Here is a 21,576-nt window from a genome sequence, read left to right as displayed (position 1 = left end):
AGTGCCCTGATCCGTGACGCTCGGCGAGCGAGAGGTTGCCTTTCGCCGCCGAGTGCCTGCCGCGAGTCCCCCGAGTCCCGCCGCGGGTTGAGCCGATCGACGGCACTTGGCAGGCTCGTGCCCCATGACTGATGACTTCGCCAAGGACTATCTGCACAGCGACCTGCGAGAGAGTCGCAAGGTGCTGCTCGGGAAGCTCGACGGGCTCGGTGAGTACGACATCCGTCGCCCGCTGACCTCGACAGGAACCAACCTTCTCGGCCTGGTCAAGCATCTGTCGCTCTGGGAATCCAGGTACTTCGGCGAGGTCTTCGGCCGACCGTACCCCGAACCTCTGCCCCGGTGGGACGACGAGGCCTCGCGGGGCGCCGACCTGTGGGTGACCGAGCACGAGACGCGCGAGGAGATCACCGACCGCTACCGTCGCGTATGGGCGCACTCGGACGCGACGATCACCGCCCTCCCCCTCGACTCCCCCGGCCACGTGCCCTGGTGGCCACGCCCCGACGTGAAGCTGTTCGACATCCTGGTCCACCTGCTCACCGAGACCAGTCGGCACGCCGGACACGCCGACATCCTGCGTGCACAGCTCAACGGTCCGACGGCAGGGATCAGCGCCAGCGGTTGTTGCTGACGTGGTCGCCTGCGAGCCAGCGGGCGAGGTCGGCGTGTGCCGTGGCGCGCCGCTCGGCGTCGATCTTCTCCACGTCGGGGTGGTCGACAGCAAACTCCAGGATCAGCCCGTTGGGATCCGTGATGTACAGCGAGACGCAGAATCCGTGGTCGATCACATGGGCGTCCACCTCCGTATCACCGGCATCACCGGCCGCGATGACGCGCTCCCGTATGGCTTCCTGGGTCGCCGCCTCGACCTTGAAGGCGATGTGGCGTAAGGGGGTGACATTGATCTCGGTCTTGAACTCCTCCTGGTGCTCGGGGTCGGCGAACTGGAAGAAGGCGAGTGCGCTGCCGTCGGCCAGGCCGTAGAGGGCGTGGCTGTACACGCGCTCGGCCCCGTGCAGCACCTCGCGCTCGGTCCACGTGGCCACCAGGGGCAGACCGATCACGTCCTCGTAGAAGCGCCGGTTGGCTTCCTGGTCGTCGGTGATCCAGGCGTGGTGGTGGAGGCGGAGCGGCAGGCTCTGGGGTTGGGCCTGGGGCTGGGTCTGAATCTGGGTCTGAGTCATCGCGAGTCAACTCCGTTGTTCAGAAGGGGCGTTGGGAGGGGTGTTGGGCCGGATACCTGGGTGGCCTCCGACGCTCTGCCCAGCATGCCGCCCGACACGGTTGAATGTTAAATCACTTTGAGCCATTGTTCGCGGGCAGCTCAGCTCCGTCGTGGGGAGAACCGGTCCCGTCCATCCGCCTCCAGGCCGGAAAGATCACCGGGCACAGCGTGGCGAGGAGATACGCGCCGCCAACCGTGAGCAGCGCGGCAGGCAGGCCGATCGAATCCACGAGAACGCCCGTCGCCAGTCCGCCCAGCGGAGTGCCCAGTTGGACCGAGGCGGTCGTCGCACTCAGCACACGGCTGCGGAGCTCCTCCGGCACCGCCTCATACGTCACCGTGGCCGTAACGGGGTTGAGCACTCCGCAGGCGAGACCCTCGACCGCCATGGTGAAGGCCAGCGGCGTGAAGCTGTCGGTGAAGGCGGCCACCACGAAGCGCGGCAGGCCCACGAAGAGAATCGCGACCGTGAACACCGGCCACCGCCGAAAACGGCTGCCCACCGCCCCATAGACCAGCGCCCCCACGAGCGCACAGGCACCGAACGCCGCGTTCAGCAGGCCGAGATCGACGGAACCAGCAAGCTCCTCACGGGCATGTACGGGGAGGAGTACGGCGCTCCAGCCCTGGTCGAGGCCCCTGGTGACCAACGTCATCAGGCACAGCCCAAGCAGCAACGGCGTGGCCGCCACGAAGCGGTAGCCTTCCGCGAGTTCACGGCGGTAGGCGCGCGGCGACGTCGGCCCGACCCGCCGCCCGGCCCGCGCCTCGGGCAGGCCCCGCACCCCGAACGCGAACAACGGCGCGGACACCGCGAAGGTCGCGGCGTCCACCAACAGGACGTACTCGGCGTCGAGTACGGCTATCAGCACGCCTCCGAGAGCGGATCCCGTCAGCGCCGCACAGCGCGCCGCGCCGTCGTACAACCCGGCAGCCCTGGACAGCGGTATTCCGGCGCGTTCGGCGAGCGTGGGCAACAGCACGCCGCGGGCATTTTCACCGGGCGAACGGAACAGCCCGGTCATCGCCATCAGCACGCACAGCATCCAGAAGTGCAGGATGCCGACGAACTGCAGCAACGGGATCGCCGCAACGACGACTCCGCAGGCGAGATCCGAGGCGACACTCACCCGCCGTCGCCCGATCCGGTCGATGACCGGACCACCGACGAGCGCGGCGAGCACTACCGGCAGCAGCGCGCAGAACTCGACGATCCCCACCTTGGCGGCGCTGCCCGTGCGCTGCAGCACGAACCACGGCACGGCCATGTACGTGAGGCAATTCCCGGTGATCGAAACGAGGTTGGCCGCAAGAACCGCTGCCAGAGGACGGCGATCAGCCGTCGCGAAGTCGGTCGAGAAGTCGTCGGACACGACGGTGGTCTCCCATAAGGGGCAGCGCCCACCGCGAACGGAGCAGGTCAGCCGGTGGGCGAGGCGAAGTGGTCAGCGTCTGGCGCGCAGGGCGAGGCGCACCGCGATGCGGTGTCCACGAGCAGCGCCTCCAACACTTCGCCGGGATGACCACCCGGCACCTCCACGCATCCTCCCCGCTGACACCGGTCCTCCGCAACGACGATGCCGTTCGGTACACCGGTGATTTCGCCGATGTCCGTACACCGTCGTCAGCGGCACGGTGAGACCGCCAACCAACACGGCGGTCTCCGCCGGGGCGCTCTCCTCTCCCCCGCACGCCGCCCCCGCGTGGTTCCGCCACGACGAGAGGACCCCTCCGTGCAGCTGCACGTCTTCTCCCGCCCAGTGGTGCGGGCCTGTCTGGCCGCCGCGGTCGCCACCGCGGGGCTTCTCGGCACCGGTCTCGCGCCGGGCGCCCAGGCCGCCGCGGACAACCCATACGAGCGCGGCCCCGACCCGACCGTCTCCAGCATCGAGGCGCCGCGCGGCTCCTACGCCGTCTCGCAGACCACGGTCTCCTCACTCGGGGTGTCCGGGTTCGGCGGCGGTACCGTCTACTACCCGACGTCCACGGCCGACGGCACGTTCGGCGCGGTCGTCATCTCGCCGGGCTTCACCGCCTACCAGTCGAGCATCGCCTGGCTCGGGCCGCGGCTCGCGTCGCAGGGCTTCGTGGTCTTCACGATCGACACCCTCACCACCCTCGACCAGCCCGCCAGCCGGGGCCGCCAACTCCTCGCAGCACTGGACTACTTGACGAAGTCGAGCTCAGTGCGCGGCCGGGTCGACGCGTCCCGGCTCGGCGTGATGGGGCACTCGATGGGCGGCGGTGGCTCCCTGGAGGCGGCCAAGAGCCGTACGTCGCTCAAGGCGGCGATTCCGCTGACCGGCTGGAACACCGACACGACCTGGCCCGAGGTGCGCACGCCGACGCTGGTGGTGGGTGCGGACGGTGACACCGTGGCCCCTGTCGCGAGCCACTCCGAGCCGTTCTACGAGTCGTTGCCTGGCTCCCTGGACAAGGCGTACCTGGAGCTCAACAACGCCACCCACTTCACGCCGAACTCGTCCAACACGACGATCGCGAAGTACAGCATTTCCTGGCTGAAGCGGTTCATCGACAACGACACCCGCTACGAGCAGTTCCTCTGCCCGCTGCCTCGGCCGAATCTCACGATCGAGGAGTACCGGGGCAACTGCCCGCACAACTCCTGACACTGACGAATCGTCAGGGAGTGGAGAGTCGTCGTCCGTCGCCGGGGAGCCGGTGGCGGGCGACGCCTGCGTGTCCGGCGCAGGCCCTCTCGTGTCCGCTGCACAGCTGTCGCTTGTGCTCGTGCACACCCTGGTGCGGACGCCGGTGGTGGCGTGCCCAGAGCCGCGGACTCGGGGCTTCCAGGCCGTGTTACGCGACAGTAACGTGCGGGCGTGACCCTTTCGACGTCGTCCGTATCGAGCGTGCTCGGGCCTCCCGGACTGTATGGCCGCCGCGAGGAGATCGCCGCCGTGGAGTCCCTGGTGGGGCGCGTACGGGACGGCCACGGCGGCGTGCTCGTGCTGGCCGCGCCTCCCGGCCTCGGCCGTACCGCCCTGGTGGAGCATGCGCGGGCGATCTGCGGCCCGGTACCGTCCGTACAGCCGACCGCACCAACCCTGCCGACAGAGCTTGCGCACGAGGGGCCGCAGCTCGTCTGTATCGACGACGTCCACCGCTGGGATGCCGCGTCACGGGGCGCCCTCTCGGCCGACCTGCGTCACGTGTCCGCCTCGGCCCCGGTGGCCGTACTTCTCACCCTCGCTGAACACCGCACCGGCGCGGACGAGTTCGCCGGGCCGACGACGTTGCGCCTGGGACCGCTCGACGACAGCGCGGCCGCCGCCCTGCTCGATCGGCTCACCCGGGGCGCCGCCGACCCCGTCGTCGGAGCCTGGCTGATCCGCGAGGCCGTGGGGAACCCCCGCCTGCTTACCGCGCTCGTCGCGGCCCTCACCCCGGGCCAGCTCACCGGACGTACCCCGCTGCCCGATCCGCTGCCCGGCGGCGAGAGCCTCCTCGGCGACTACGCGCTCCGCATCGACGAACTGCCCGGCGCCGCACGCGCGCTGCTGCTGCTCGCCGCGGCGACCGAGGAGCACGAGCCAGACGGGGCGGGCGCGGACCTCGCCCTGGTGCTGCGGGCCGGTGGCGACCCTGCGGCGCTCGCCCCCGCAGAGGCGGCCGGGATTGTCGTCAAGGCGGGCGGCCGGATCCACTTCACCCACACCCTGCTGCGCCGAGCGGTGCTCCGACGGGCCCCGCTCGCCCGCCGCAGAGCCACCCACCTCCGCCTCGCCCGGGTCTGCCGCGACCGTCTCCCCCGCCTGGTCCAGCTCGCCTGCGCGGCGGACGACCACGACGCGCGGCTCGCCGGATCCCTCGCCGCGGCGGCGACCGCGCACCCGCCGCACGCCGAGCGTTCCGCCGCACTGGCCCGCGCCGCGGCGCTCACCGCGGACCCGGAATCCCGTACCGACCGGCTCGCCGAGGCGGCGGAAGCGGCCCGGCTGGCCGGGGACCCCGTACGAGCCCGTGCCCTCCTCGCACGGACGGGCGCCGCCCCCGCGCACGGTGGCGTCCATCGGGTGCGCGGGCTGCTCGCCCTCGCCGACGGTCCTGCCGACGACGCCAGGGAGTCCCTGCTCACCGCCGCCGCGCTGCTCCCGCCCGCACGGGCCCGCCGCGCGCTGCTCGGCGCGGCGGAGGCGGCCTGGGCGATGGGCGACGCGGCCGCCTACCGGGAGGCGATGACGCGATTTCCCGCCTGCGACGACGACCCGGTGCTGGAGGCGTACCGCGCGGGGATGTGCGCGGTTCTCGCTGGCCGCAGCGCCGAGGGCCACGCTCTGCTGCGTCGCTGCCTGGCCGGGTTAGGCGGGTCGGGCAGGACTGGCGGGGTGGGTGGGGCGAGCGAACCCGGCGAGCTGTTGCGCGCCGGTGCCGCCGCCCTCGTGGTCGGCGAGGTCGAGACCGCCTGCGAGGCCGGGGCGAGGGCGCTCGCGGCCGTACGCGCCTACGGCCCCGAGGTCCTGCTGCCCCGCGCCCTGGAACAGCTGGCCTACGGGGAGTTGCGCGCGGGACGCCACACCGGCGCCCGGGCGCACGCCCTCGAAGGGCTCAGGGCCGCGCATCGCATCGGGCAGCCCAACGTAGCCGTCTCCCTGCACGCCGTCCTGGCGCTCGCCGCATCCGTCGAGGGCGGTGCCGAACCGTGCGCCTCGCACGCGGCGGCCGCGGCGGCGGGTGCCGGGCCACACGGACTGACGCAGGCGGCCACCCTCGCCGTCTGGGCCGTCGCCCGTACGGAACTCGCCGCGGGGCGCCCTGCCGACGCGGCAGCGCGGCTCGCCCCGCTGATCGCCCCCGGGCCGCGGCGCGGTCATTTCGCCGTCAGGATGCTGGCCGTCCCCTGCTTCGTGGAAGCCGCCGTCCAGGTGGGGCGCACGGCGGAGGCCCGGCACGCCACGGCGGAGTTCACCCGCTGGAGCGAGGCCACCGCTGACCGGCTCGCGTCGGCCCAACTGGCTCGCTGCCGAGCCCTGTTGTGCCCGCCGCAGCAAGCGGCCGCCGCGTACGAGAGCGCGCTCGCGCACCACGACCGCCTGCCGGGCGAGTTCGAGCGCGGCCGTACGCAACTCCTGTACGGCCAGTGGCTGCGCCGTCGGCGCCGCACCCGCGAGGCGCGCGGTCCGCTGCGTGACGCGCTGGTCTCCTTCGAGCGGTGCGGGGCACGGGCCTGGGCGGACCGCAGCCGCGCCGAACTGCGGGCCGCGGGCGAGGCGGTCGCGGGCGAGCCGAGCCCCGGGCCGCTGGCCACGCTGACTCCCCAGCAGCAACGCATCGCCCGGCATGTGGCGGAGGGCGCCACCAACCGGGAGGTCGCCGTGCGCCTCTCGGTCAGCCACCGGACGGTCGACCATCACCTGCGCAACGTGTTCGCCGCGCTGGGCGTACGTTCCCGCGTCGAGCTGTCGCGGCTGCTTGCCGGGGAGGGAGGAGTCACGGAAGTGCCGGGCAGCGGCGTCGTCAGCGTCGGATGAGGCCGAGTTGCGTGCCCGTGGCGACGGCGGCCGTGCGGGAATCGACGTCGAGCTTGGCGTAGATGCGGGCCAGGTGGGATTTCACGGTGCCTTCGGTGAGGTGCAGGCGGGCGCCGATGGCCTGGTTGGACAGGCCATCGGCGACGAGGGCGAGGACTTCGGTCTCGCGCCTGGTCAGGGCGGTGCCGGGGGTGCGCAGGCGGCTCATGAGTCGGTCGGCGACAGTGGCCGCGAGTGTGGTGCGGCCAGCGGCGGCGGTACGTACGGCGGCGGCCAGCTCCTCGGGCGGGGCGTCCTTGAGCAGGTAGCCGGTGGCGCCTGCCTCGATCGCGGGCAGGGTGTCCGCGTCGGTGTCGTACGTGGTGACGATCAGGACGCGCGGTGCCTGCGGGCGGGCGGTGATGGCGGCGGTGGCCTGCGCGCCGTTCATCCCCTTGCCGAACTGCAGGTCCATGAGGACGACGTCGATGTCGCCTTGGGCTGCGCGGGTGATGGCCTCCTCGGCGGTGGCCGACTCGGCCGCCACGGTGATGCCCTCCTCGGTCTCCAGGACGGCGCGCAATCCGGCCCTCACCACGGGGTGGTCGTCGGCCAGGAGCAGGCGGATGGGCGTGTCGGTCACGGGTGGGCCTCGTGTGTGGGGTTGGGGGCGGGTGTGGCGTCGGGGGCGGGTTCGGAGGGCGGTTGGGGTGGGTCCAGGGACAGTCGGACGGTCAGGGCCGTGCCGTCGCCGGGTGACGAGTCGACGGTGAGCGTGCCGCCGAGCGCGTGGACGCGGGCGCGCATCGCGGCAAGGCCGAATCCGCCCGCCTCGGGGTCGGGGGCGGGCAGACGGTCGGGGTCGAAGCCGCGTCCGTCGTCGACGATGTCCAGGGCCACGCGGTCACCGAGGTAGCGGAGGGTGAGGTCGGCGGTGCGGGCCTCGGCATGGCGGACGGTGTTGGCCAGGGCGGACTGGGCGATGCGCAGCAGTGCGACCTCGTGGGCGGTCGGCAGTGGTCCGGGCTCGCCGGTGAGGCGGAAGCGTGCGGTGACCTGGTGGCGGGTGCTGGTGGTGGCGCACAGGCGTTCCAGGGCACCGGCCAGGGTGGTGCCCTCCAGGGCGGGCGGGGCGAGGGCGACGACGAAGCGGCGGGCCTCTGCGAGGTTGTCGACGGCGGCTTGGCGGGCCTGGTCGACGTAGCGTGCGGCGTTGTCCGGGGCGGCGGGGAGGGCACGTTCGGCGGCGCGCAGCAGGAGCTGGATGCTGGACAGGCCCTGGGCGAGGGTGTCGTGGATCTCGCGGGCGAGTCGTTCGCGTTCGGCGAGGACCCCTGCGGTGTGCTGCGCCGCGGCGAGATCGGAGCGGGTGGCGGTGAGCTCTTCGATCAGGCGTCTGCGCTGGTCGCTCTCCCGGTACAGGGCTTGGTATCCCCACACCACCGCGACGGCGACGGCCGCGCCCAGGCCAGGGCCGATGGCCATGGCCACGTCGAAGGTGCCCTGGTGGGCGGCGTACCCGGCGATGGCCGCCACCGCGGTCGCCGCCACTGCGGCGATTCCGGCGCGCCGCGGCAGCAGGTGGAGCTGGAGGAAGTACAGCGGGAACGCCACCCACACCCCGTCACCCGACAGGGACAGGAGCACCAGCCAGACAGCGCCCACGGCAGCCAGCCACAGCGCGGCCGCCCGCCGCGAGCGGCTCACTCCCGGCAGCGCCGGGCCGACCGCGTAGACCAGACCGCACGCGGCGGCCGCGGCGATGACCCATCCGGCGTGCGGGCGGCCGTCGGCCACGGCCCGGCCCGCGGCCAGCGCGAGCAGCCCGACCACCAGGAGGTGCAGGCACCAGGCCGAGGCCCGGGTGGTGGGGGTCAACGCCGGGGCGGTCGGAGCGGTCGGTGCTCCCGGAGCGGTCGAGGAGGTGGGGCCGGTGGTGTTCACAGTCCTACCAGCCTAAGGAGAACACCCGCGCAAAGCCTCCATCGAAAGTTAGAACTCGCGTGCCGCCTTTGGATGCGCCGAATGCTGTCCTGCGCCAGATGCCCTGCCAGGGGGCCGGAGAGCACGGTGGAGACACACCGATTCCACCACCTCCACCTGCCAGATTCCACCCACACGTTCATCCCTGAATTCCACCCCGAATTCCACCCCTGAAAGAGCGGGCCCAAGCCGTGTTCGTCGCCTGGAGAGACCTGAAGTTCGCCAAGGGGCGCTTCGCCCTGATGGGCACCGTGATCGTGCTCATCACCCTGCTGGTCGGGCTGCTTTCCGGGCTGACCGCCGGGCTGGGCCGACAGAACATTTCGGCGATCACCGGTCTGCCCGCGGACCGGATCGCCTTCAATGCGCCCGACAGCGGTGAGGACTTGTCGTACGCCAATTCCACCGTCACCGAGCGGCAATGGCAGCGGTGGGCCGAGGCGCCCGGTGTGCGGAGCGCCGAACCGCTGGGCATCACCACGACCAAGGCGACCGCCGGAAACAAGAGCGTCGGCGTGTCCGCTTTCGGTGTCCTGCCAGGCTCCGTGCTCGCCCCGGACGGCGACGAGATCGACGAGCACTCCACGGTCCTTTCGAGCGAGGCCGCGGACCACCTCGATGTGGCCGCGGGCGACACCGTCGTCTTGGCCGGGCAGAAGCTGACCGTGGCCGCGGTGAGCGGTGACGCCTCCTTCAGCCACACCCCCGTCGTGTGGACCAGCCTCGACACCTGGCAGAAGACGGCACCCCCTGTCGGCGGCAGCGACGGACGGCCGACCGCGACCGTCATCGCCCTCGACACCGCCTCCGACCTCGGGGCCACCGATCAGGCCGCAGGCACGAAGACGGTCTCCAAGGACGACTCGCTCTCCGCGATCGGCTCCTACACCTCGGAGAACGGCTCCCTGCAACTGATGCGCGGCTTCCTGTTCGCCATCTCGGCCCTGGTCATCGGCGCCTTCTTCACGGTGTGGACCATCCAGCGCAGCGGTGACATCGCCGTACTCAAGGCGCTCGGCGCCTCCACCGCCACGCTGCTCAAGGACGCGCTGGGCCAGGCCCTCGTGCTGCTGACCGGGGGAACCGTGATCGGCACCGGCATCGCCGCCGGTATCGGGGCGCTCGTCGCAGGCTCCGCGGTGCCGTTCCTCCTCACCCCCGCCACCGTCGTCGTCCCGGCCGCCGTGATGATCGCGCTCGGTGCGCTCGGGGCCGTGCTGTCCGTCCGCCGCATCACGTCCGTCGACCCGCTGACCGCGCTGGGGAGCGTCCGATGAGCCTCAACCTGACCGACATCACCCTCACCTACCCCGACGGCGACACCCGTCTGACCGCCCTCGACCATGTCACCCTCGACGTGCCCAAGGGCAGCCTGACCGCCGTCCTCGGCCCCTCCGGTTCCGGCAAGTCCAGCCTCCTCGCGGTCGCCGCCACGCTCATCACCCCCGATACCGGCACCGTCACCATCGACGGCACGCCCACCGCCGGACTGCCCCGGAGTGAGCTCACCGCCCTGCGCCGCCACAAGATCGGCATCGTCTTCCAGCAGCCCAACCTGCTGCCTTCCCTCACCGCCGCCGAGCAGTTGCAGGTCATGGCAGAGATCGACGGCCGCAAGGCACGTACGGCGCGGAGCCGGGCCGCGGAGCTGCTCGGCGCTGTCGGCCTCGCCGACCAGGCCGGACGACGCCCCCACCAGCTCTCCGGCGGCCAGCGCCAGCGCATCAACATCGCCCGCGCCCTGATGAACGACCCCACAGTGCTCCTGGTCGACGAGCCCACCAGCGCCCTCGACCACGAGCGCGGCGCCAGCGTCATCGACCTGATCACGCGCCTCACCCATCAACGGGCCACCGCGACGGTCCTGGTGACCCACGACCGCACACACCTCACCGCGGTCGACCAGATCGCCGAGGTCCGCGACGGGCGGATGCGTGTCAGTGCCGATCCGGTGCGCCCGAGATGAGGTTGGCGCCACACCTGGGGCAGTCCGCGCTCTTCTTCATCTTGATCGGATCCACGAGGAGATCGCACACCCGGCAGATGTAGGCGTTGACCTCGGAGGGGCGCCTGCCCCGGGCCCCTTCCAGGAAGACCTGGCCGTCGAAACTCCTGACGCAGAAGCTTCCGCACTGGTCGCAGCTCCAGCGCTCGTCGAAGGTCGTGGACAAGGTCCGGCACACAGGGCATCCGGAATGCCGCTCCTCGGCGGTCCATGGCCGTTCGGCCACCGGGGATTCCGGATCACGTATCCCGGAGGTGAACTGCAGGAGCGCGTAGGCGCTGTTCTCGACGAGTGACTTCGGCATGGCCGTGCGAGGGCCCCCGGGCAAGACTGCGAGGCTCGGCATGTCCGCGAGCGGGACGGTGCCCTTGGAGGGGTCGAGCACCGCTTCGAGCCACTGATAGAGGAGGGCACCCACCTGGGCCATGACCACTCCAGGGTCGGCCTCCTGCTGTGCCTGCTCTGTCACGAACACCTTGGTCTGGGACAGGGCGCTTGCGATCGCCTCCGGACTCCGGAAACCCGCGAGCGTGCCGGACAGCGCACCCTCGGAGAGGTCCCGGCCCCGGGCGTCTTCCGGGTCGGTCTCCGCTTCACCCGCACGAGCCGGATCCTTGGCGGCGCCGCTTGGCGCCAAGGGCGGTGCGGCCGTGGGGGCGCCGGGCGTTTCCGCACGGGTGCGAAGGACCCTCCGGGCGGGGCCTGCCTTCTGCTCGGCACGCTTGACGTTCCGCCAGCGCTCGCGCCACTCCTGCAGCAACGCCGGGTCGTCGGGGCTCAGTTGCCGGACGAGTTCGACGATGAAGTCGAGCTTGGGCAGTCGGCGCCCCTGGAACACCTCGGTGAGCGACGAAGCGGGCAGCGAGCAACGCCCGGCAGCCTTCGCGCCTTTGGTGAGGTCGGACCGGGGCGGGGCCCCGCAGTCGATGTGCAGCAGGCCAAGTGCCTCGGCGAACTCTTGGAGGGACCGGTCGTGGGCTGCTATCAGCTCAGCCGCTTCCGTCTGGGCCAACGCGCGGTCGGGCAAGTCCGTGTCCCCTCCCCTGAGTAGGGGAAGCATAGGGGCCGCACATCGAATATTCCCGCCGTACCGCGAATTCCCTCGAACTTCCTCGAGGTTCGGTGCACTTCGGCGATTGCTCCGCGATTTCGGCGGCCGACCTGCGCTCTTCGGGTTCGTGCGGGTCCGGACCAATTCCTGGGTCGGCGGCAGGTACCCGCGGTGCCATGGAGCCAGCCGCACATCCTGCCCGGCGTCCGGGGCCTCCAGGCAGCGCGGAGAAGAGGAAGAGGGGCCGTGAGCGAGAACAAGAAGAACGAGCCGCCGACCTGGCAACTGAGTCTGGGGCGTCAGGGACTGCGGGTAGATGCCGGGAGGCACCTTCGGCTGTCGATGTCGCTGACCCTGATCGGCTGGTTCGCCAGCACGGGCGGCTTCGTGGGAGCGATCTCCCACTGGAATCTGTTCGTGTAGCGGGGCAGGTGATGGGCCCCGCGAGGTTTGCGGGGCCCATCAGGCTCTCAATGCGAGGAACTCCGTCCGGAGCGGTCGGTGATCAGCCAGCGGAACGGCATGCCGGTGCGGCGACGTTATGACTCGCCGGTGATCCTGGCCGACCCGATCGTCGCCGCGGCGATCTCCCTGGCGGCGGTCCGGGTCGACGAGTTGGAGTTCAGGTTGGTCAGCGAGGCCCGGTTGAGTGCGTAGACGACGAACTCGTAGGTGTTCACTGTCGAGGGCGAGCACGGTCCCTGGTAGCCGTAGAGGTTCGCGCTGCCACGGTAGTAGACCTGCCTGGCTCCCGCCGGGGTCGAGGGCCGGTATTCATGGTCGACGTTCTGGGGGAGCGAGGTCGTGCCAGCCGCGATGTCGTAGATGACCCAGTGGATGAGGCTGGCGTTGTCGAGATCCCGCATGACGATCGCGTAGCTCTTGGCGGCGGTCGGAGCCCCCGACCAGGCCAGGGCAGGGGATTCGTTCTTTTTGCCGGGGTCGCTTCCCCCGCCGCTGGTGCACTCGTGGACCTTGGGGATGACGCCGCCGTCGGCGAATGCGGTGCTGGACAGGGCGAACGCGCTCCGGGGTGCCGACGGCGCCGCCGAGTTCGGCGAAGCGGTGGCTGGCGAGAGGCCGACGGCCCCGGTGATGAGCAGAGCACAAAGCGCGATTCTTGCACTTCTCACTGGAGGCTCCCGAGATACGTGGGGTCGCTTAGGTTTCCTTGGTGTGAGAGTGGGGTGTGGTGCGTGCCTGCGGCGGAACCAGCGTATGTATCTTGGATTCTGACGTCATGTCACTTATCGATCCGATCGAGGTACTTTTCACTTTCGGCTTTGTCATCTCGGACGGGACTGTCAATTTGACGGCCCCAGAAGGCCGCGGAGACCGTGGCCAAGTCCTCGCGGGGATTCGGTCCGGGCAAGCGCATCAACGGCCGCAAACGGCACGTGGTCGGGGACCTGGAAGGGCTTCCGCTGCTGATCAGCATCACGCCCGCCGACGTCCACCACACCCGGGCGGCCCGCATGGCCCTGTCCCGGCCGCGCCGCCATCACGTCGGCCGGGAGTATGCGACCTCCCCAGCACCCAAGGGCCATGTCCACCCGAGATGCGGTCGAGGCAAGCGGCCGTGCCTCCTCTGCGGGCGAGAGCCGTCACGCTCCTCGCCCGCAGGCGTTTCTGGGCTGTGCCTCGTGCGGGAGGCTGGTCCGCCCGGCGAGGGTGCGGGGTCAGGAATCGCGGGATTCGGTCCTGCTGAGGCGCTGTGCATTCTCCAGATAGCGGTTCCGGGCGTCGCCGATCCGTTGGAAACGCTCCGCGTGATCCTTGATCGCCTGGTGTTGCAGGGCGGCGTCAGCGCGCCACCACACGGGTACGACGTGTGCCTTGAGCTTGCATGCGACGTCGTCCTGGGCTGTGGCGGTCTCTGCGTGGGTGGGGTGTTCTCCCGTCCACCGGGGATCGTCGTTCGGAGCCATCGGATCGAGGTAGTCATGGCCGCGGCTCCGCATGCAGGCCCGCCATGCGGCGAACACTTTCTGGACGGCGGGTGCTTGCTGGGACTCCTTGTATGCGGTCAGGGATGCTTCGTTGACCAGATCGGAGTTCACCTTCGGTACATCGCGCATCAACTCTTGCTGGGCGCGCGCCGCGCAGCCCGATTGGCCGTCGGCACCGTAGGCGGCCTTTTGCTGCTGTGTGGTGAGGCCTGCGTCCCGTCGTCCCATCAGCTTTTCTGCGGCCGCGGAAGCCGGGTCGGGGATGGGGCGGTAGCCGTAACGTGCCGCCACCGCAGGTTCAGCCAGGCCGTATCGGCCGCGGTTCGGCCATGTTTTCGTTGCCGGGTGCGGAATTTCAGGCCAGTCGAGTCCCTGACGCGCCATGCATGACGTGGTCAACTTCTCCTGCGCCGTGGCGATAAGGGCAGCATTGCGGCCGTCCAACTGGTAGGCGTCAAGGGGCAGGACGAGGGTGCGGACCTCCCGGCTGGGAGCGGGCGGCGGACCCGGTGGGCGGGCGCCTTCGCTCGCCGGGGGGCCGGCACAGCCCACGGCGATCAGCAGCGTGAAGACAGCCGCGGTCGTCCTACGCTTATGCATGGTCATCAGCTCCCGGTAAGGCGGGGGCGACAGATGGTGCCGTGCCCCCGCCGAACGTGTGGGTTCACCTCGTGCGATGCGGTCGCGCAGTTGGCTCTGGGGTCAGGGGCACGACTTGTACAGCGAGCTCGTCTTGTACTTCACGCGGGTGTCCTTCAGGTCGCTCGACCATGTCCAGGGGTGGAAGGTCCAATGGGATCCGCGGTTGTAGTAATTCGTCCACAGCGTCCAGTAGCAGCCCCGGGTGAGGTTCTTCACCGAGCGGAGGTTGTCGTTGACTTTGTGCCCGTTGTTGTACTTGTTGTCGGACAGCTTCATGTCCGACTTGCAGAACGCCTTGTATCCGCCTGTATAGCGACCGTACTCATACGTGTGCAGTGGATTCGGGCAGGCCGCCGCGGTCGGTCCCGCAGCGCTGTCCGCGACGGACGCGGGCTGCGGGCCCCTCGGCGCGGTGTGGGCCTGTGCGGTGGGCGCGGCCAAGGCCAGGCTGGCGCCCAGGGCTACCGCGGCGGTGGCCAGAGAGAGGCTCTTTCGTGGATTCATGGACTGACTTCCTTCGTGACTCTTGGTCTGGGGCCGGACTACTGTGCCGCGCCTCGCACGGGTACGAGGCGTGTGTCTGGCTGCGCCGGAGTGTGGTGCCCGCCTGGCCCGCGCCCTGGTTGGCCGCGTATCCGGGCTTGCTCCACGGATTTCAGTGACCGTGGCGTTGTTCCACGGCCCGGATTCGCACTGCGGGACAGAACAGTGGTGGCGCTCGGGGTGGCCGGTCGGAATCAGAGCGGAGGCTACGGGTGGGGTGTCGTGAGAAGCAGCTGGACCCGGACACCCGATCTGGGCAGGTCACCCACTTCGTCGTGCTGCGGGCGGTTGTGCCCCGGCGTGGTCAGCAACTTAGGGCGTTCGTAGCCAAAGAGCGTCAACCGGGCGGTGTAGTTGTGGCGTCAACTCTCGCGGTACAGCGGAAAACGGCTGCAACTCCCGACGTACCTCGCCAGTCGGGCGTCAGGGCCCTGGCGTGCCAGGTGTCCACATGGGCCTCGTTCTGACTGAAGCCGTGCGGTGTCGGCGTACACACGAATGTGGCCAGTGACGTACGGGGGCACGGGATCTTGGAAGATTTCCGTGAAGAGGTGACAGGGCGTCACGCCGGTGCCACCGTCGTTCGTGGGTGCTGACCTGCTGGGGATCGTGTTTCCGCATCTGGATGCGGTCTTGGTGGAGCGGGTGCGGGTGGAGGGTGGGGCGGTGCGTGTCGTTGCCCGTACCCGTGACGGAGTAGGGGTGGTCTGCCCGGACTGCGCGACCACCGCATCGGCCCCGCCCCCGACCACGCCCACGCACTAGTCCGGCTCCGCGCCGTCCAGACCGGCCTCTTAGGACCGGGTCGGAAACGTCACCCAGCAGGCCCGGCCCGGCCAGGATGCGACCGGTCGCAAGGGGCACCGGCAACCGGGTCCGCCGCATCCTGCACCGACCTGCACCGAACACTGCGGCCGCCGCCATCGTCACCGGCAGCGGATCACCACACTCCCGGCAATACCGCCGAGTCGTCCCGCCAGCCCCCACGCCACAGATCATCCAGCCGTCTCGGCCTCACGGCCAGAGTTCAAATACACCTACTCAGTTGCCGCCCATGCCGTCGTTGGAGGTAAGCGCGGTGGTGAATGCCTCGATCGTGCGGCGGCGCGCGGTGAGGAAGGCGAGCCAGCTGCCGTCCGCGTAGTGGAGCCGGAAACGAGCCATGAGCTGGAGGCGGGGGCGGCGCTCCACGCGGGCGGACCAGGTGCGGGGGATCTCCCAGACGGGGGTGCCGTCCATGTGTCGTACGAGGCCGACCCGCTGGTCGGTCACCCGCATCAGCAGCGCGCCGGACGTGGGCGGCATGGCCGCGGCGATGCTCTGCGCGCCGCCCGACTGGGCGCCATAGCGCTGCATCAAGTGGTCACCGAGCATCCCGCCCGCCTTGCCGTGCTTGATCTTGATGCCCTCGGCGCTCTTCACAGGGACGACGATTCCGTAGGCGAGAAGCTGCTCACCCGGCGCCAACTGGCTTTCGGCGGACTTCTGCTGGATGGACATGACTTCCGGCATGCAATGTTCCCCGTGATCGTTTCGGCTTCGACGGGGGATCGTATCGGCCGAGGGTGCCGCGGCGGACGGCGCCCCTTGCCGTGCCGTCCGCCAGTACCGGTGTGAAACTGGCGCCGTGACACACACCGAACGGCAGACAGAGCAGCGGCTGGAGCGCGCCATCCTGGACCTGCTGGATCGTCGTGGACCGACTGCCACCATCTGCCCCTCGGACGCCGCGCGGGCGGTCTACGAAGGAGATGACGGCGGCTGGCGTGCGCTCATGGAGCCCGCCCGCCGCGCGGCCCGGCACCTGGTGGCGACCGGCGAGGTGGACATCACCCAGGCCGGTCGGACCGTCGACCCGGCCGAGGCACGCGGTCCGATCCGCATCCGCCGCGCCCGCCGCATCCGCTGACCTTGTGCCCTGGGGTGACTGTCCCGACCGCCCTGGCCGTCCTGCCTGTCGGACCTGCCTGCCTGTCCGTCCCGGCTGGGCCCGTTCACACGGCGTTCAGCGCACAACCATCAGCCGTTTCCGCATGTCTCTCAGGTGAATCACATCCGCGCACACGCGTTTCGAGCCTCGTGCGCGCTCTAGGAGGAACCGTGGGCATCCGCCGACCCGCCATATCTACCGCCGTAGCCGCCGCTCTGATCGGCTCGTTCGGCGTGCCGCTCGTCGCGGGCACCGCGTCCGCGCAGGACGCCGCCGCCACCGTGCGCGAGGACTTCGACGGCGACGGCCACCAGGACGTCGCCGTCGCCGCCCCCGGCGGGACCGTCGGCGGTCATGCCTGGGCCGGGTACATCACCATCAGCTACGGCTCCGCGCACGGCATCGACCCCGCACGCACCACCGTCATCACCCAGGACACGCCCGGCGTGCCCGGCTCCTCCGGCGACGACCAGGCCTTCGGCTACGCGATGATCGCCCGCGACCTCGACGGCGACGGCCTGACCGACCTGGCGGTGACCGCCCGCGGCTACCTCCCGGAGAACAACGTCAGCGGATCGGTGATCGCCCTGTGGGGCCGGAAGGACGGCATCTCGGGTCAGGGCGCCGTCCGCGTCTCCGCACCGGCGAACGCCCAGGTCGGCGAGGACATCACCGCGGGCGACTTCAACGGCGACGGGCACCCGGACGTGTTCATGGGCAATGGCGAGGACCGCGACTACCACGACGTGCTCTACGGCCCCTTCACTCGTGACGGAGCTCCCGCCCGCGAGCAGCAGGTGCAGGTGTACAGCACCGACAACTTCATCAACTCGACCGCCGCGGGCGACTTCAACGGCGACGGCATCGAGGACCTCGCGACGTTCTACGTGTACGAGAACCACGCCGAGGGCGGCAAGCTGTGGCTCGGCGCCAAGGACGGCCTGTCCACTGTTCCGCAGCGCCTGAACTCCTCGTCCGGCACCGCCGTCGCCGATTTCGACCAGGACGGCCGCGCCGACCTCGCCACCCGGATCTTCCCGAACGGCGACACCGAGGGCACCGAGGACGACCCCGGCACCGTCAAGATCTACTACGGTTCGCCGTCCGGCCCGAGCCAGTCCCGTACGCAGACGATCACGCAGAACACCGCGGGCGTGCCCGGAGCCAGCGAGAAGGGCGACCAGTTCGGCGGGCGGCTGAGCGCGGGCGACGCGAACGGCGACGGGTACCCCGATTTGGCCGTCGGCGTCCCCGGCGAGGCGATCGGCACGAAGAAGAAAGCCGGTGCGGTCGTGCTGCTCAAGGGGGGCCGGGGCGGTCTCACCGGCCAGGGCGCGCAGGCGTTCCACCAGGACACGGCGGGCGTGCCGGGCGTCGCGGAGTCCGGCGACGTGTTCGGCGGGTCGGTACGGCTGCTCGACGTCACGGGTGACGGCAAGGCGGACTTGGTCGCGGGCGCCCCGGGCGAGAACCTGGGTGCCGTCGTGAACGGCGGCGCGGTGTGGCTGCTGCGCGGCGCCACCGCCGGTCTGACGGCCTCGAATTCGGTCGCGGAGAACCCGACGGACATCGGCGCACCCGCGGCGAAGGCGCTGTTCGGCGAGAACCTGAGCGGGGACAACGGCACCGGAGTGGTGATCCCTTAGCCCTCCCCTGGTCCCCCTGGTCCCCTTGGTCCGGTAGTCCGGCGGCTGCCGCGGCTGCCGCGGCTGCCGCCGGACGGGAGCACCAACCCGCTCGCCCGCCCGGCGGCCCTGCGGCCCACGCAGGTCAGGAGCGTGCTCGCCGCGAGTGACGGGCGGTGCCGTCCGGGTCCGGGTCCACCCGCTGGATGCGGGCGCGCTCCACGACCTTCGGTCCCACCTCGGCGGCCTTGCGTACCAGCGCGCGCCCGTCCCAGTCGGTGGGCCAGCCGTGCCACAGCCGCAGCTTGCCGTCCACGAAGACCGCGCTGATCTGGTCGCGGTCGGCCAGCCGGACCAGTTCCCACGACAGGTCGTAGGACGGGGTGAGTTCGGGGACTTGGAGGTCGACGAGCAAGAAGTCGGCGGCCTTGCCGACCGCGATCTCGCCCGTCACCTTGCCAAGCCCGACGGCGTCGGCGCTCCGGGCGGTGGCGTGGGTCAGCCACGTACGTCCTGCACCGCACGAGGAGTCACCGGAGTTCATGCCGTAGGTCAGGCGCTGCGCGCTCTCCGCGGCGTCGACCAGGCGGAAGCCGCCGCCGCGGGTGCCGTCGGTGCCGGTGCCGAAGCAGATGCCCATGGCCTGCCACATCAGGGCGTGCGCGACGGCGTTGCCCTTCCAGGCGCTGGCCACCGGGTTATAGCTGACCGCGGCGCCGGTGTCGGCGAGCATGCGCATCTCGTCGGGGGTGAGCAGGGTGGCGTGGGCGCCGAGGGTGTGTGCGTTGAGGGCGCCGATGTGGTGCAGGTAGGACACCGGGCGGCGGCCCACGCTCTTGAGCGAGCGTTCCACCGCGGCCAGGTGCTCGTTGACGTGGACCTGGAGGACCGCGTCGGCCTCCGCGCACAGGTCGGCGGTCTTCTTGAGCACCTCGGCTGTGGCGTCCTCGGGGACGGGTATCGCCAGCGAGGGGTGGACCAGCCGCGAGTCCTGGAAGCGTTCCAGGTGTTCCTTGCCGCCCTTGCCGTCGGAGACGACCTTCGACAGCACGCAGCGCAGCCCGGCCTCTTCGGCGGCCTTGGCGATGACACCCACGTCGATGGGCGCGCGGGTGCCCGCGTCGGCGGCGGTGGTGAACCCGCCGCGCAGCGACTCCAGGGCCGCGAGCTTCGCCGACAGGTGGGCGGTCTCCTCGTCCAGGGCGTGTTCCAGCGGCTCCCAGACGGTCTTGAAGATCTCCGAAGGCTGCCCGAACGCCTGGGCCTTGCCGAAGCTCTGCGTCAGGTGGTGGTGGGCGTCCACGAAGCCCGGCATGAGCAGGTGGCCCTTCAACCGCACCAGGTGGGCGTCCCTATGCGCCTGGGTGAGCTTGCCGACCGGCCCGACGGCCCGGAACGTGCCGTCCTGGACGAGTACCGCGCGGTCCTTGACCGGCCCTTCGGGCAGCAGGACGACGTCCGGTACGAGCAGCAGCCGCCGGGCGCGGAAGTCCTTCGGGCCGAAGGCGGCTCGGCCGTCGTGTCCGGCTGCGGCCGCCGGTGCCGCGGATGCCGGTGCCGCGGCCGCCGGTGCCGCAGCCGCCGGTGCTGCCCCGGCGGCGCCGAGCAGGCCGCCGGTGCCGACCAGTCCGGCCCCGACGACGAAGCTGCGACGCCCCACGCCCATGTCCGGCACCTGGCCTGCCTGGCCTGCACGTTCCTGGGGCTCCGCACTCGCGCCCCCGTCCCGTCCGCCGATGTCGTGCCCCTCGTCCTCGTCCTCGCCCGACGATCCGTCCAGCCACACCTGCCGCACCACCGCACGCTCCTTCGCGTTCGCACAGGGAAGGCCCGGCCGCGCGGGGCGGCCGGGCCGGGGGCGCCGACCCTAAGCGAGTCCGAAGGGCGGAACAAGGGTTTCGACAGCCGGAAATGGAGGGGGAGGTTCGGGTCAGAGTCCCGATCGGCCTCAGCCCACGGCACCGTCACGGCGGCCGGGGTGGCGCAACGGATCCACGCCTCCCACCAAACCGCACGTCACAACCGTCGCCGCAGGTCAGAACAGGTGGCGTAACTTCCCGGAAACGTTGGCGTCCTAGGTTTGGCGGATGCCGTACGGGCACGGCCCCGCCCCAAAAGGGGCCGTCCCGGCGGGACATGCTCGACGACGGCCGAACTCTCTTCACCATGGCCGGACGCGGCCGGTGGCGTACAGGCAAAGCCTGTCCCGCGCACCGAGCAAAGGCGCGCACGGGCACGGTCCCCGGCCCCGACGTCCCGCGGAGGTCCCATGAACGACGCCTCACCCACCGAGCCCACGCCCCCGGCCGACGGCGTGGATCCGGGTGGGCCCTGTACGCACGGTCCGGCGCCGCAGAGCCGACGGCGGATCCGCGCGGACCTGGCCCGGCAGGTCGCCGAGGTGCTGCGCCGTCAGATCGCCTCCGGGGCGTTCGCCTCGGGGCTGCTGCCGGACGAGCGGACGCTGATCGCCGACTTCGCGGTGTCGCGCAACACCGTCCGCGAGGCGCTGGGCGTGCTGCGCGACGAAGGCGTGGTCGAGCGGCGCCAGGGCGTGGGCACGGTGATCGTGCGACGGCCCTACGAGCACACCTTGGAGCGGCTGACCGGCCTCGCCGAAACGCTCGGCACGCATGGCGAGGTGATCAATCAGGTACGGGTCGCGGACCTGGTGCGCCCGCCCGGCGAGGTGGCACGCAAGCTGCACGTCCCCGACGGCGGGCGGGTGGTCCACATCGAACGGCTGCGGCTGCTGGACGGCGTACCGCTGTCCCTGGACCTGACCTACCTGGCCGCCGACATCGGGGAGCCGCTGCTCGCCGCCGACCTGGCCGGACAAGACCTGTTCGGGCTCATCGAGCAGTCCACCGGCGGCCCGCTGGGCTCCGCGAGCGTCACCGTGCACGCGGTGGGCGGTGACCCGCACACGTGCGCGCTGCTGGACATCCCGTCCGGCTCGGCACTGTTCACCGTCGAACGGCTGACCAGAATGCCCGACGGGCGCCCGGTGGACCTGGAGTTCCTCCGCATCCGCGGCGACCGGCTGGCATTCCGCGCCGAACTCGTCCGCGCCGCACCGCAGTCGCAGGCTCAGGACGACGGCGGCGCTCGCCGGACAGGAGGCGAACGGTGAGCCCCGACCACCCCAC

19 protein-coding genes and 1 pseudogene are annotated in these 21,576 nt (G+C 71.0%); 10 read left to right on the top strand and 10 right to left on the bottom strand.

The features are described from left to right. Positions 1-124: 124 nt before the first annotated feature. A complete protein-coding gene (locus tag AC068B_RS28290; RefSeq protein ID WP_478674434.1) occupies positions 125-634 on the top strand; it encodes a DinB family protein in 510 nt (169 codons plus the stop codon). Here the strand turns inward: AC068B_RS28290 and AC068B_RS28285 are convergent. Next, positions 612-1,187, bottom strand: a complete 576-nt coding sequence (locus tag AC068B_RS28285) for a VOC family protein (protein WP_478674433.1) — start codon at positions 1,185-1,187, stop codon at positions 612-614. The two genes, AC068B_RS28290 and AC068B_RS28285, sit on opposite strands and share 23 nt — an antisense overlap. 112 nt (positions 1,188-1,299) lie before the next feature. Continuing rightward, positions 1,300-2,601, bottom strand: a complete 1,302-nt coding sequence (locus tag AC068B_RS28280) for an MFS transporter (RefSeq protein WP_478674432.1) — start codon at positions 2,599-2,601, stop codon at positions 1,300-1,302. A gap of 360 nt (positions 2,602-2,961) precedes the next feature. Here AC068B_RS28280 and bdeA point away from each other — a divergent pair, with 360 nt between their 5' ends. Both bdeA and AC068B_RS28270 read left to right on the top strand, forming a co-directional pair. Beyond that, positions 2,962-3,858 carry a bis(hydroxyethyl) terephthalate hydrolase gene (gene bdeA / locus AC068B_RS28275; protein ID WP_478674431.1) on the top strand — a complete coding sequence of 299 codons (897 nt, stop codon included), beginning with the start codon at positions 2,962-2,964 and terminating at the stop codon, positions 3,856-3,858. Between the two features lie 213 nt (positions 3,859-4,071). After that, the gene (locus AC068B_RS28270; protein ID WP_478674430.1) at positions 4,072-6,720 is read left to right on the top strand and encodes a LuxR C-terminal-related transcriptional regulator; all 2,649 of its coding nucleotides are present in this window, start codon (positions 4,072-4,074) and stop codon (positions 6,718-6,720) included. On the opposite strand, the gene AC068B_RS28265 is transcribed toward AC068B_RS28270, so the two are convergent. Together AC068B_RS28265 and AC068B_RS28260 are read right to left on the bottom strand one after the other, a co-directional pair. Beyond that, entirely contained in the window at positions 6,707-7,342 is a 636-nt protein-coding gene (locus AC068B_RS28265) for a response regulator (protein ID WP_478674429.1), read from the bottom strand. The two genes, AC068B_RS28270 and AC068B_RS28265, sit on opposite strands and share 14 nt — an antisense overlap. Further along, positions 7,339-8,577 carry a sensor histidine kinase gene (locus tag AC068B_RS28260; RefSeq protein WP_478674428.1) on the bottom strand — a complete coding sequence of 413 codons (1,239 nt, stop codon included), beginning with the start codon at positions 8,575-8,577 and terminating at the stop codon, positions 7,339-7,341. The genes AC068B_RS28265 and AC068B_RS28260 overlap by 4 nt, the downstream gene beginning before the upstream one ends. A 296-nt stretch (positions 8,578-8,873) precedes the next feature. Here AC068B_RS28260 and AC068B_RS28255 point away from each other — a divergent pair, with 296 nt between their 5' ends. Both AC068B_RS28255 and AC068B_RS28250 read left to right on the top strand, forming a co-directional pair. Continuing rightward, the gene (locus AC068B_RS28255; RefSeq protein WP_478674427.1) at positions 8,874-9,959 is read left to right on the top strand and encodes an ABC transporter permease; all 1,086 of its coding nucleotides are present in this window, start codon (positions 8,874-8,876) and stop codon (positions 9,957-9,959) included. Then, positions 9,956-10,648 carry an ABC transporter ATP-binding protein gene (locus AC068B_RS28250; RefSeq protein ID WP_478674426.1) on the top strand — a complete coding sequence of 231 codons (693 nt, stop codon included), beginning with the start codon at positions 9,956-9,958 and terminating at the stop codon, positions 10,646-10,648. Before AC068B_RS28255 ends, AC068B_RS28250 begins: the two co-directional genes overlap by 4 nt. On the opposite strand, the gene AC068B_RS28245 is transcribed toward AC068B_RS28250, so the two are convergent. Further along, positions 10,620-11,714: a hypothetical protein gene (locus AC068B_RS28245; RefSeq protein ID WP_478674425.1), complete on the bottom strand. Its 1,095-nt coding sequence runs from the start codon at positions 11,712-11,714 to the stop codon at positions 10,620-10,622. The two genes, AC068B_RS28250 and AC068B_RS28245, sit on opposite strands and share 29 nt — an antisense overlap. Positions 11,715-11,984: 270 nt before the next feature. On the opposite strand from AC068B_RS28245, the gene AC068B_RS28240 reads away from it, so the two are divergent. Next, complete coding sequence (locus AC068B_RS28240) at positions 11,985-12,161, top strand: hypothetical protein (RefSeq protein WP_468568873.1); 177 nt, start codon at positions 11,985-11,987, stop codon at positions 12,159-12,161. Positions 12,162-12,277: 116 nt separating this feature from the next. Here AC068B_RS28240 and AC068B_RS28235 read toward each other — a convergent pair whose 3' ends face one another. Then, complete coding sequence (locus AC068B_RS28235) at positions 12,278-12,871, bottom strand: YbhB/YbcL family Raf kinase inhibitor-like protein (protein WP_478674424.1); 594 nt, start codon at positions 12,869-12,871, stop codon at positions 12,278-12,280. A 204-nt stretch (positions 12,872-13,075) separates the two neighbouring features. Here AC068B_RS28235 and AC068B_RS28230 point away from each other — a divergent pair. Continuing rightward, positions 13,076-13,222, top strand: a pseudogene (locus tag AC068B_RS28230) (transposase); the annotation flags it as partial. 195 nt (positions 13,223-13,417) lie between these two features. Here the strand turns inward: AC068B_RS28230 and AC068B_RS28225 are convergent. From AC068B_RS28225 to AC068B_RS28215, 3 genes are all read right to left on the bottom strand, one after another. Beyond that, complete coding sequence (locus tag AC068B_RS28225) at positions 13,418-14,293, bottom strand: hypothetical protein (protein ID WP_478674501.1); 876 nt, start codon at positions 14,291-14,293, stop codon at positions 13,418-13,420. 96 nt (positions 14,294-14,389) lie between these two features. Next, positions 14,390-14,833 (bottom strand): hypothetical protein, encoded by a 444-nt coding sequence (locus tag AC068B_RS28220; protein ID WP_478674423.1) that lies wholly within the window; start codon positions 14,831-14,833, stop codon positions 14,390-14,392. Positions 14,834-15,913: 1,080 nt separating this feature from the next. After that, on the bottom strand, positions 15,914-16,384 hold the full coding sequence (locus AC068B_RS28215) for a hypothetical protein (RefSeq protein WP_478674422.1): 471 nt from the start codon (positions 16,382-16,384) through the stop codon (positions 15,914-15,916). Positions 16,385-16,499: 115 nt separating this feature from the next. Here AC068B_RS28215 and AC068B_RS28210 point away from each other — a divergent pair, with 115 nt between their 5' ends. Continuing rightward, entirely contained in the window at positions 16,500-16,781 is a 282-nt protein-coding gene (locus tag AC068B_RS28210; RefSeq protein WP_478674421.1) for a DUF3253 domain-containing protein, read from the top strand. A gap of 191 nt (positions 16,782-16,972) precedes the next feature. Next, positions 16,973-18,448 (top strand): FG-GAP and VCBS repeat-containing protein, encoded by a 1,476-nt coding sequence (locus AC068B_RS28205; RefSeq protein WP_478674420.1) that lies wholly within the window; start codon positions 16,973-16,975, stop codon positions 18,446-18,448. 124 nt (positions 18,449-18,572) lie between these two features. On the opposite strand, the gene AC068B_RS28200 is transcribed toward AC068B_RS28205, so the two are convergent. Next, positions 18,573-20,093, bottom strand: a complete 1,521-nt coding sequence (locus tag AC068B_RS28200) for an amidohydrolase family protein (protein ID WP_478674496.1) — start codon at positions 20,091-20,093, stop codon at positions 18,573-18,575. Between the two features lie 603 nt (positions 20,094-20,696). Between AC068B_RS28200 and AC068B_RS28195 the strand changes: the two genes are divergently transcribed. Further along, positions 20,697-21,560 carry a GntR family transcriptional regulator gene (locus AC068B_RS28195; protein WP_478674419.1) on the top strand — a complete coding sequence of 288 codons (864 nt, stop codon included), beginning with the start codon at positions 20,697-20,699 and terminating at the stop codon, positions 21,558-21,560. Positions 21,561-21,576: the final 16 nt, after the last annotated feature.

This window comes from Streptomyces sp. NPDC042371, from assembly GCF_056437465.1.
The sequence above is the reverse complement of the archived record's forward strand: the minus strand, read 5'-3'. Positions and strand labels throughout refer to the sequence as shown.

Coding starts and splice junctions, on each gene's coding strand:
- AC068B_RS28215 (WP_478674422.1), bottom strand. CDS start 16,384: ATGCCGGAAGTCATGTCCATCCAGCAGAAGTCCGCCGAAAGCCAGTTG.
- AC068B_RS28250 (WP_478674426.1), top strand. CDS start 9,956: ATGAGCCTCAACCTGACCGACATCACCCTCACCTACCCCGACGGCGAC.
- AC068B_RS28200 (WP_478674496.1), bottom strand. CDS start 20,093: ATGGGCGTGGGGCGTCGCAGCTTCGTCGTCGGGGCCGGACTGGTCGGC.
- AC068B_RS28290 (WP_478674434.1), top strand. CDS start 125: ATGACTGATGACTTCGCCAAGGACTATCTGCACAGCGACCTGCGAGAG.
- AC068B_RS28225 (WP_478674501.1), bottom strand. CDS start 14,293: ATGACCATGCATAAGCGTAGGACGACCGCGGCTGTCTTCACGCTGCTG.
- AC068B_RS28285 (WP_478674433.1), bottom strand. CDS start 1,187: ATGACTCAGACCCAGATTCAGACCCAGCCCCAGGCCCAACCCCAGAGC.
- AC068B_RS28220 (WP_478674423.1), bottom strand. CDS start 14,833: ATGAATCCACGAAAGAGCCTCTCTCTGGCCACCGCCGCGGTAGCCCTG.
- AC068B_RS28195 (WP_478674419.1), top strand. CDS start 20,697: ATGAACGACGCCTCACCCACCGAGCCCACGCCCCCGGCCGACGGCGTG.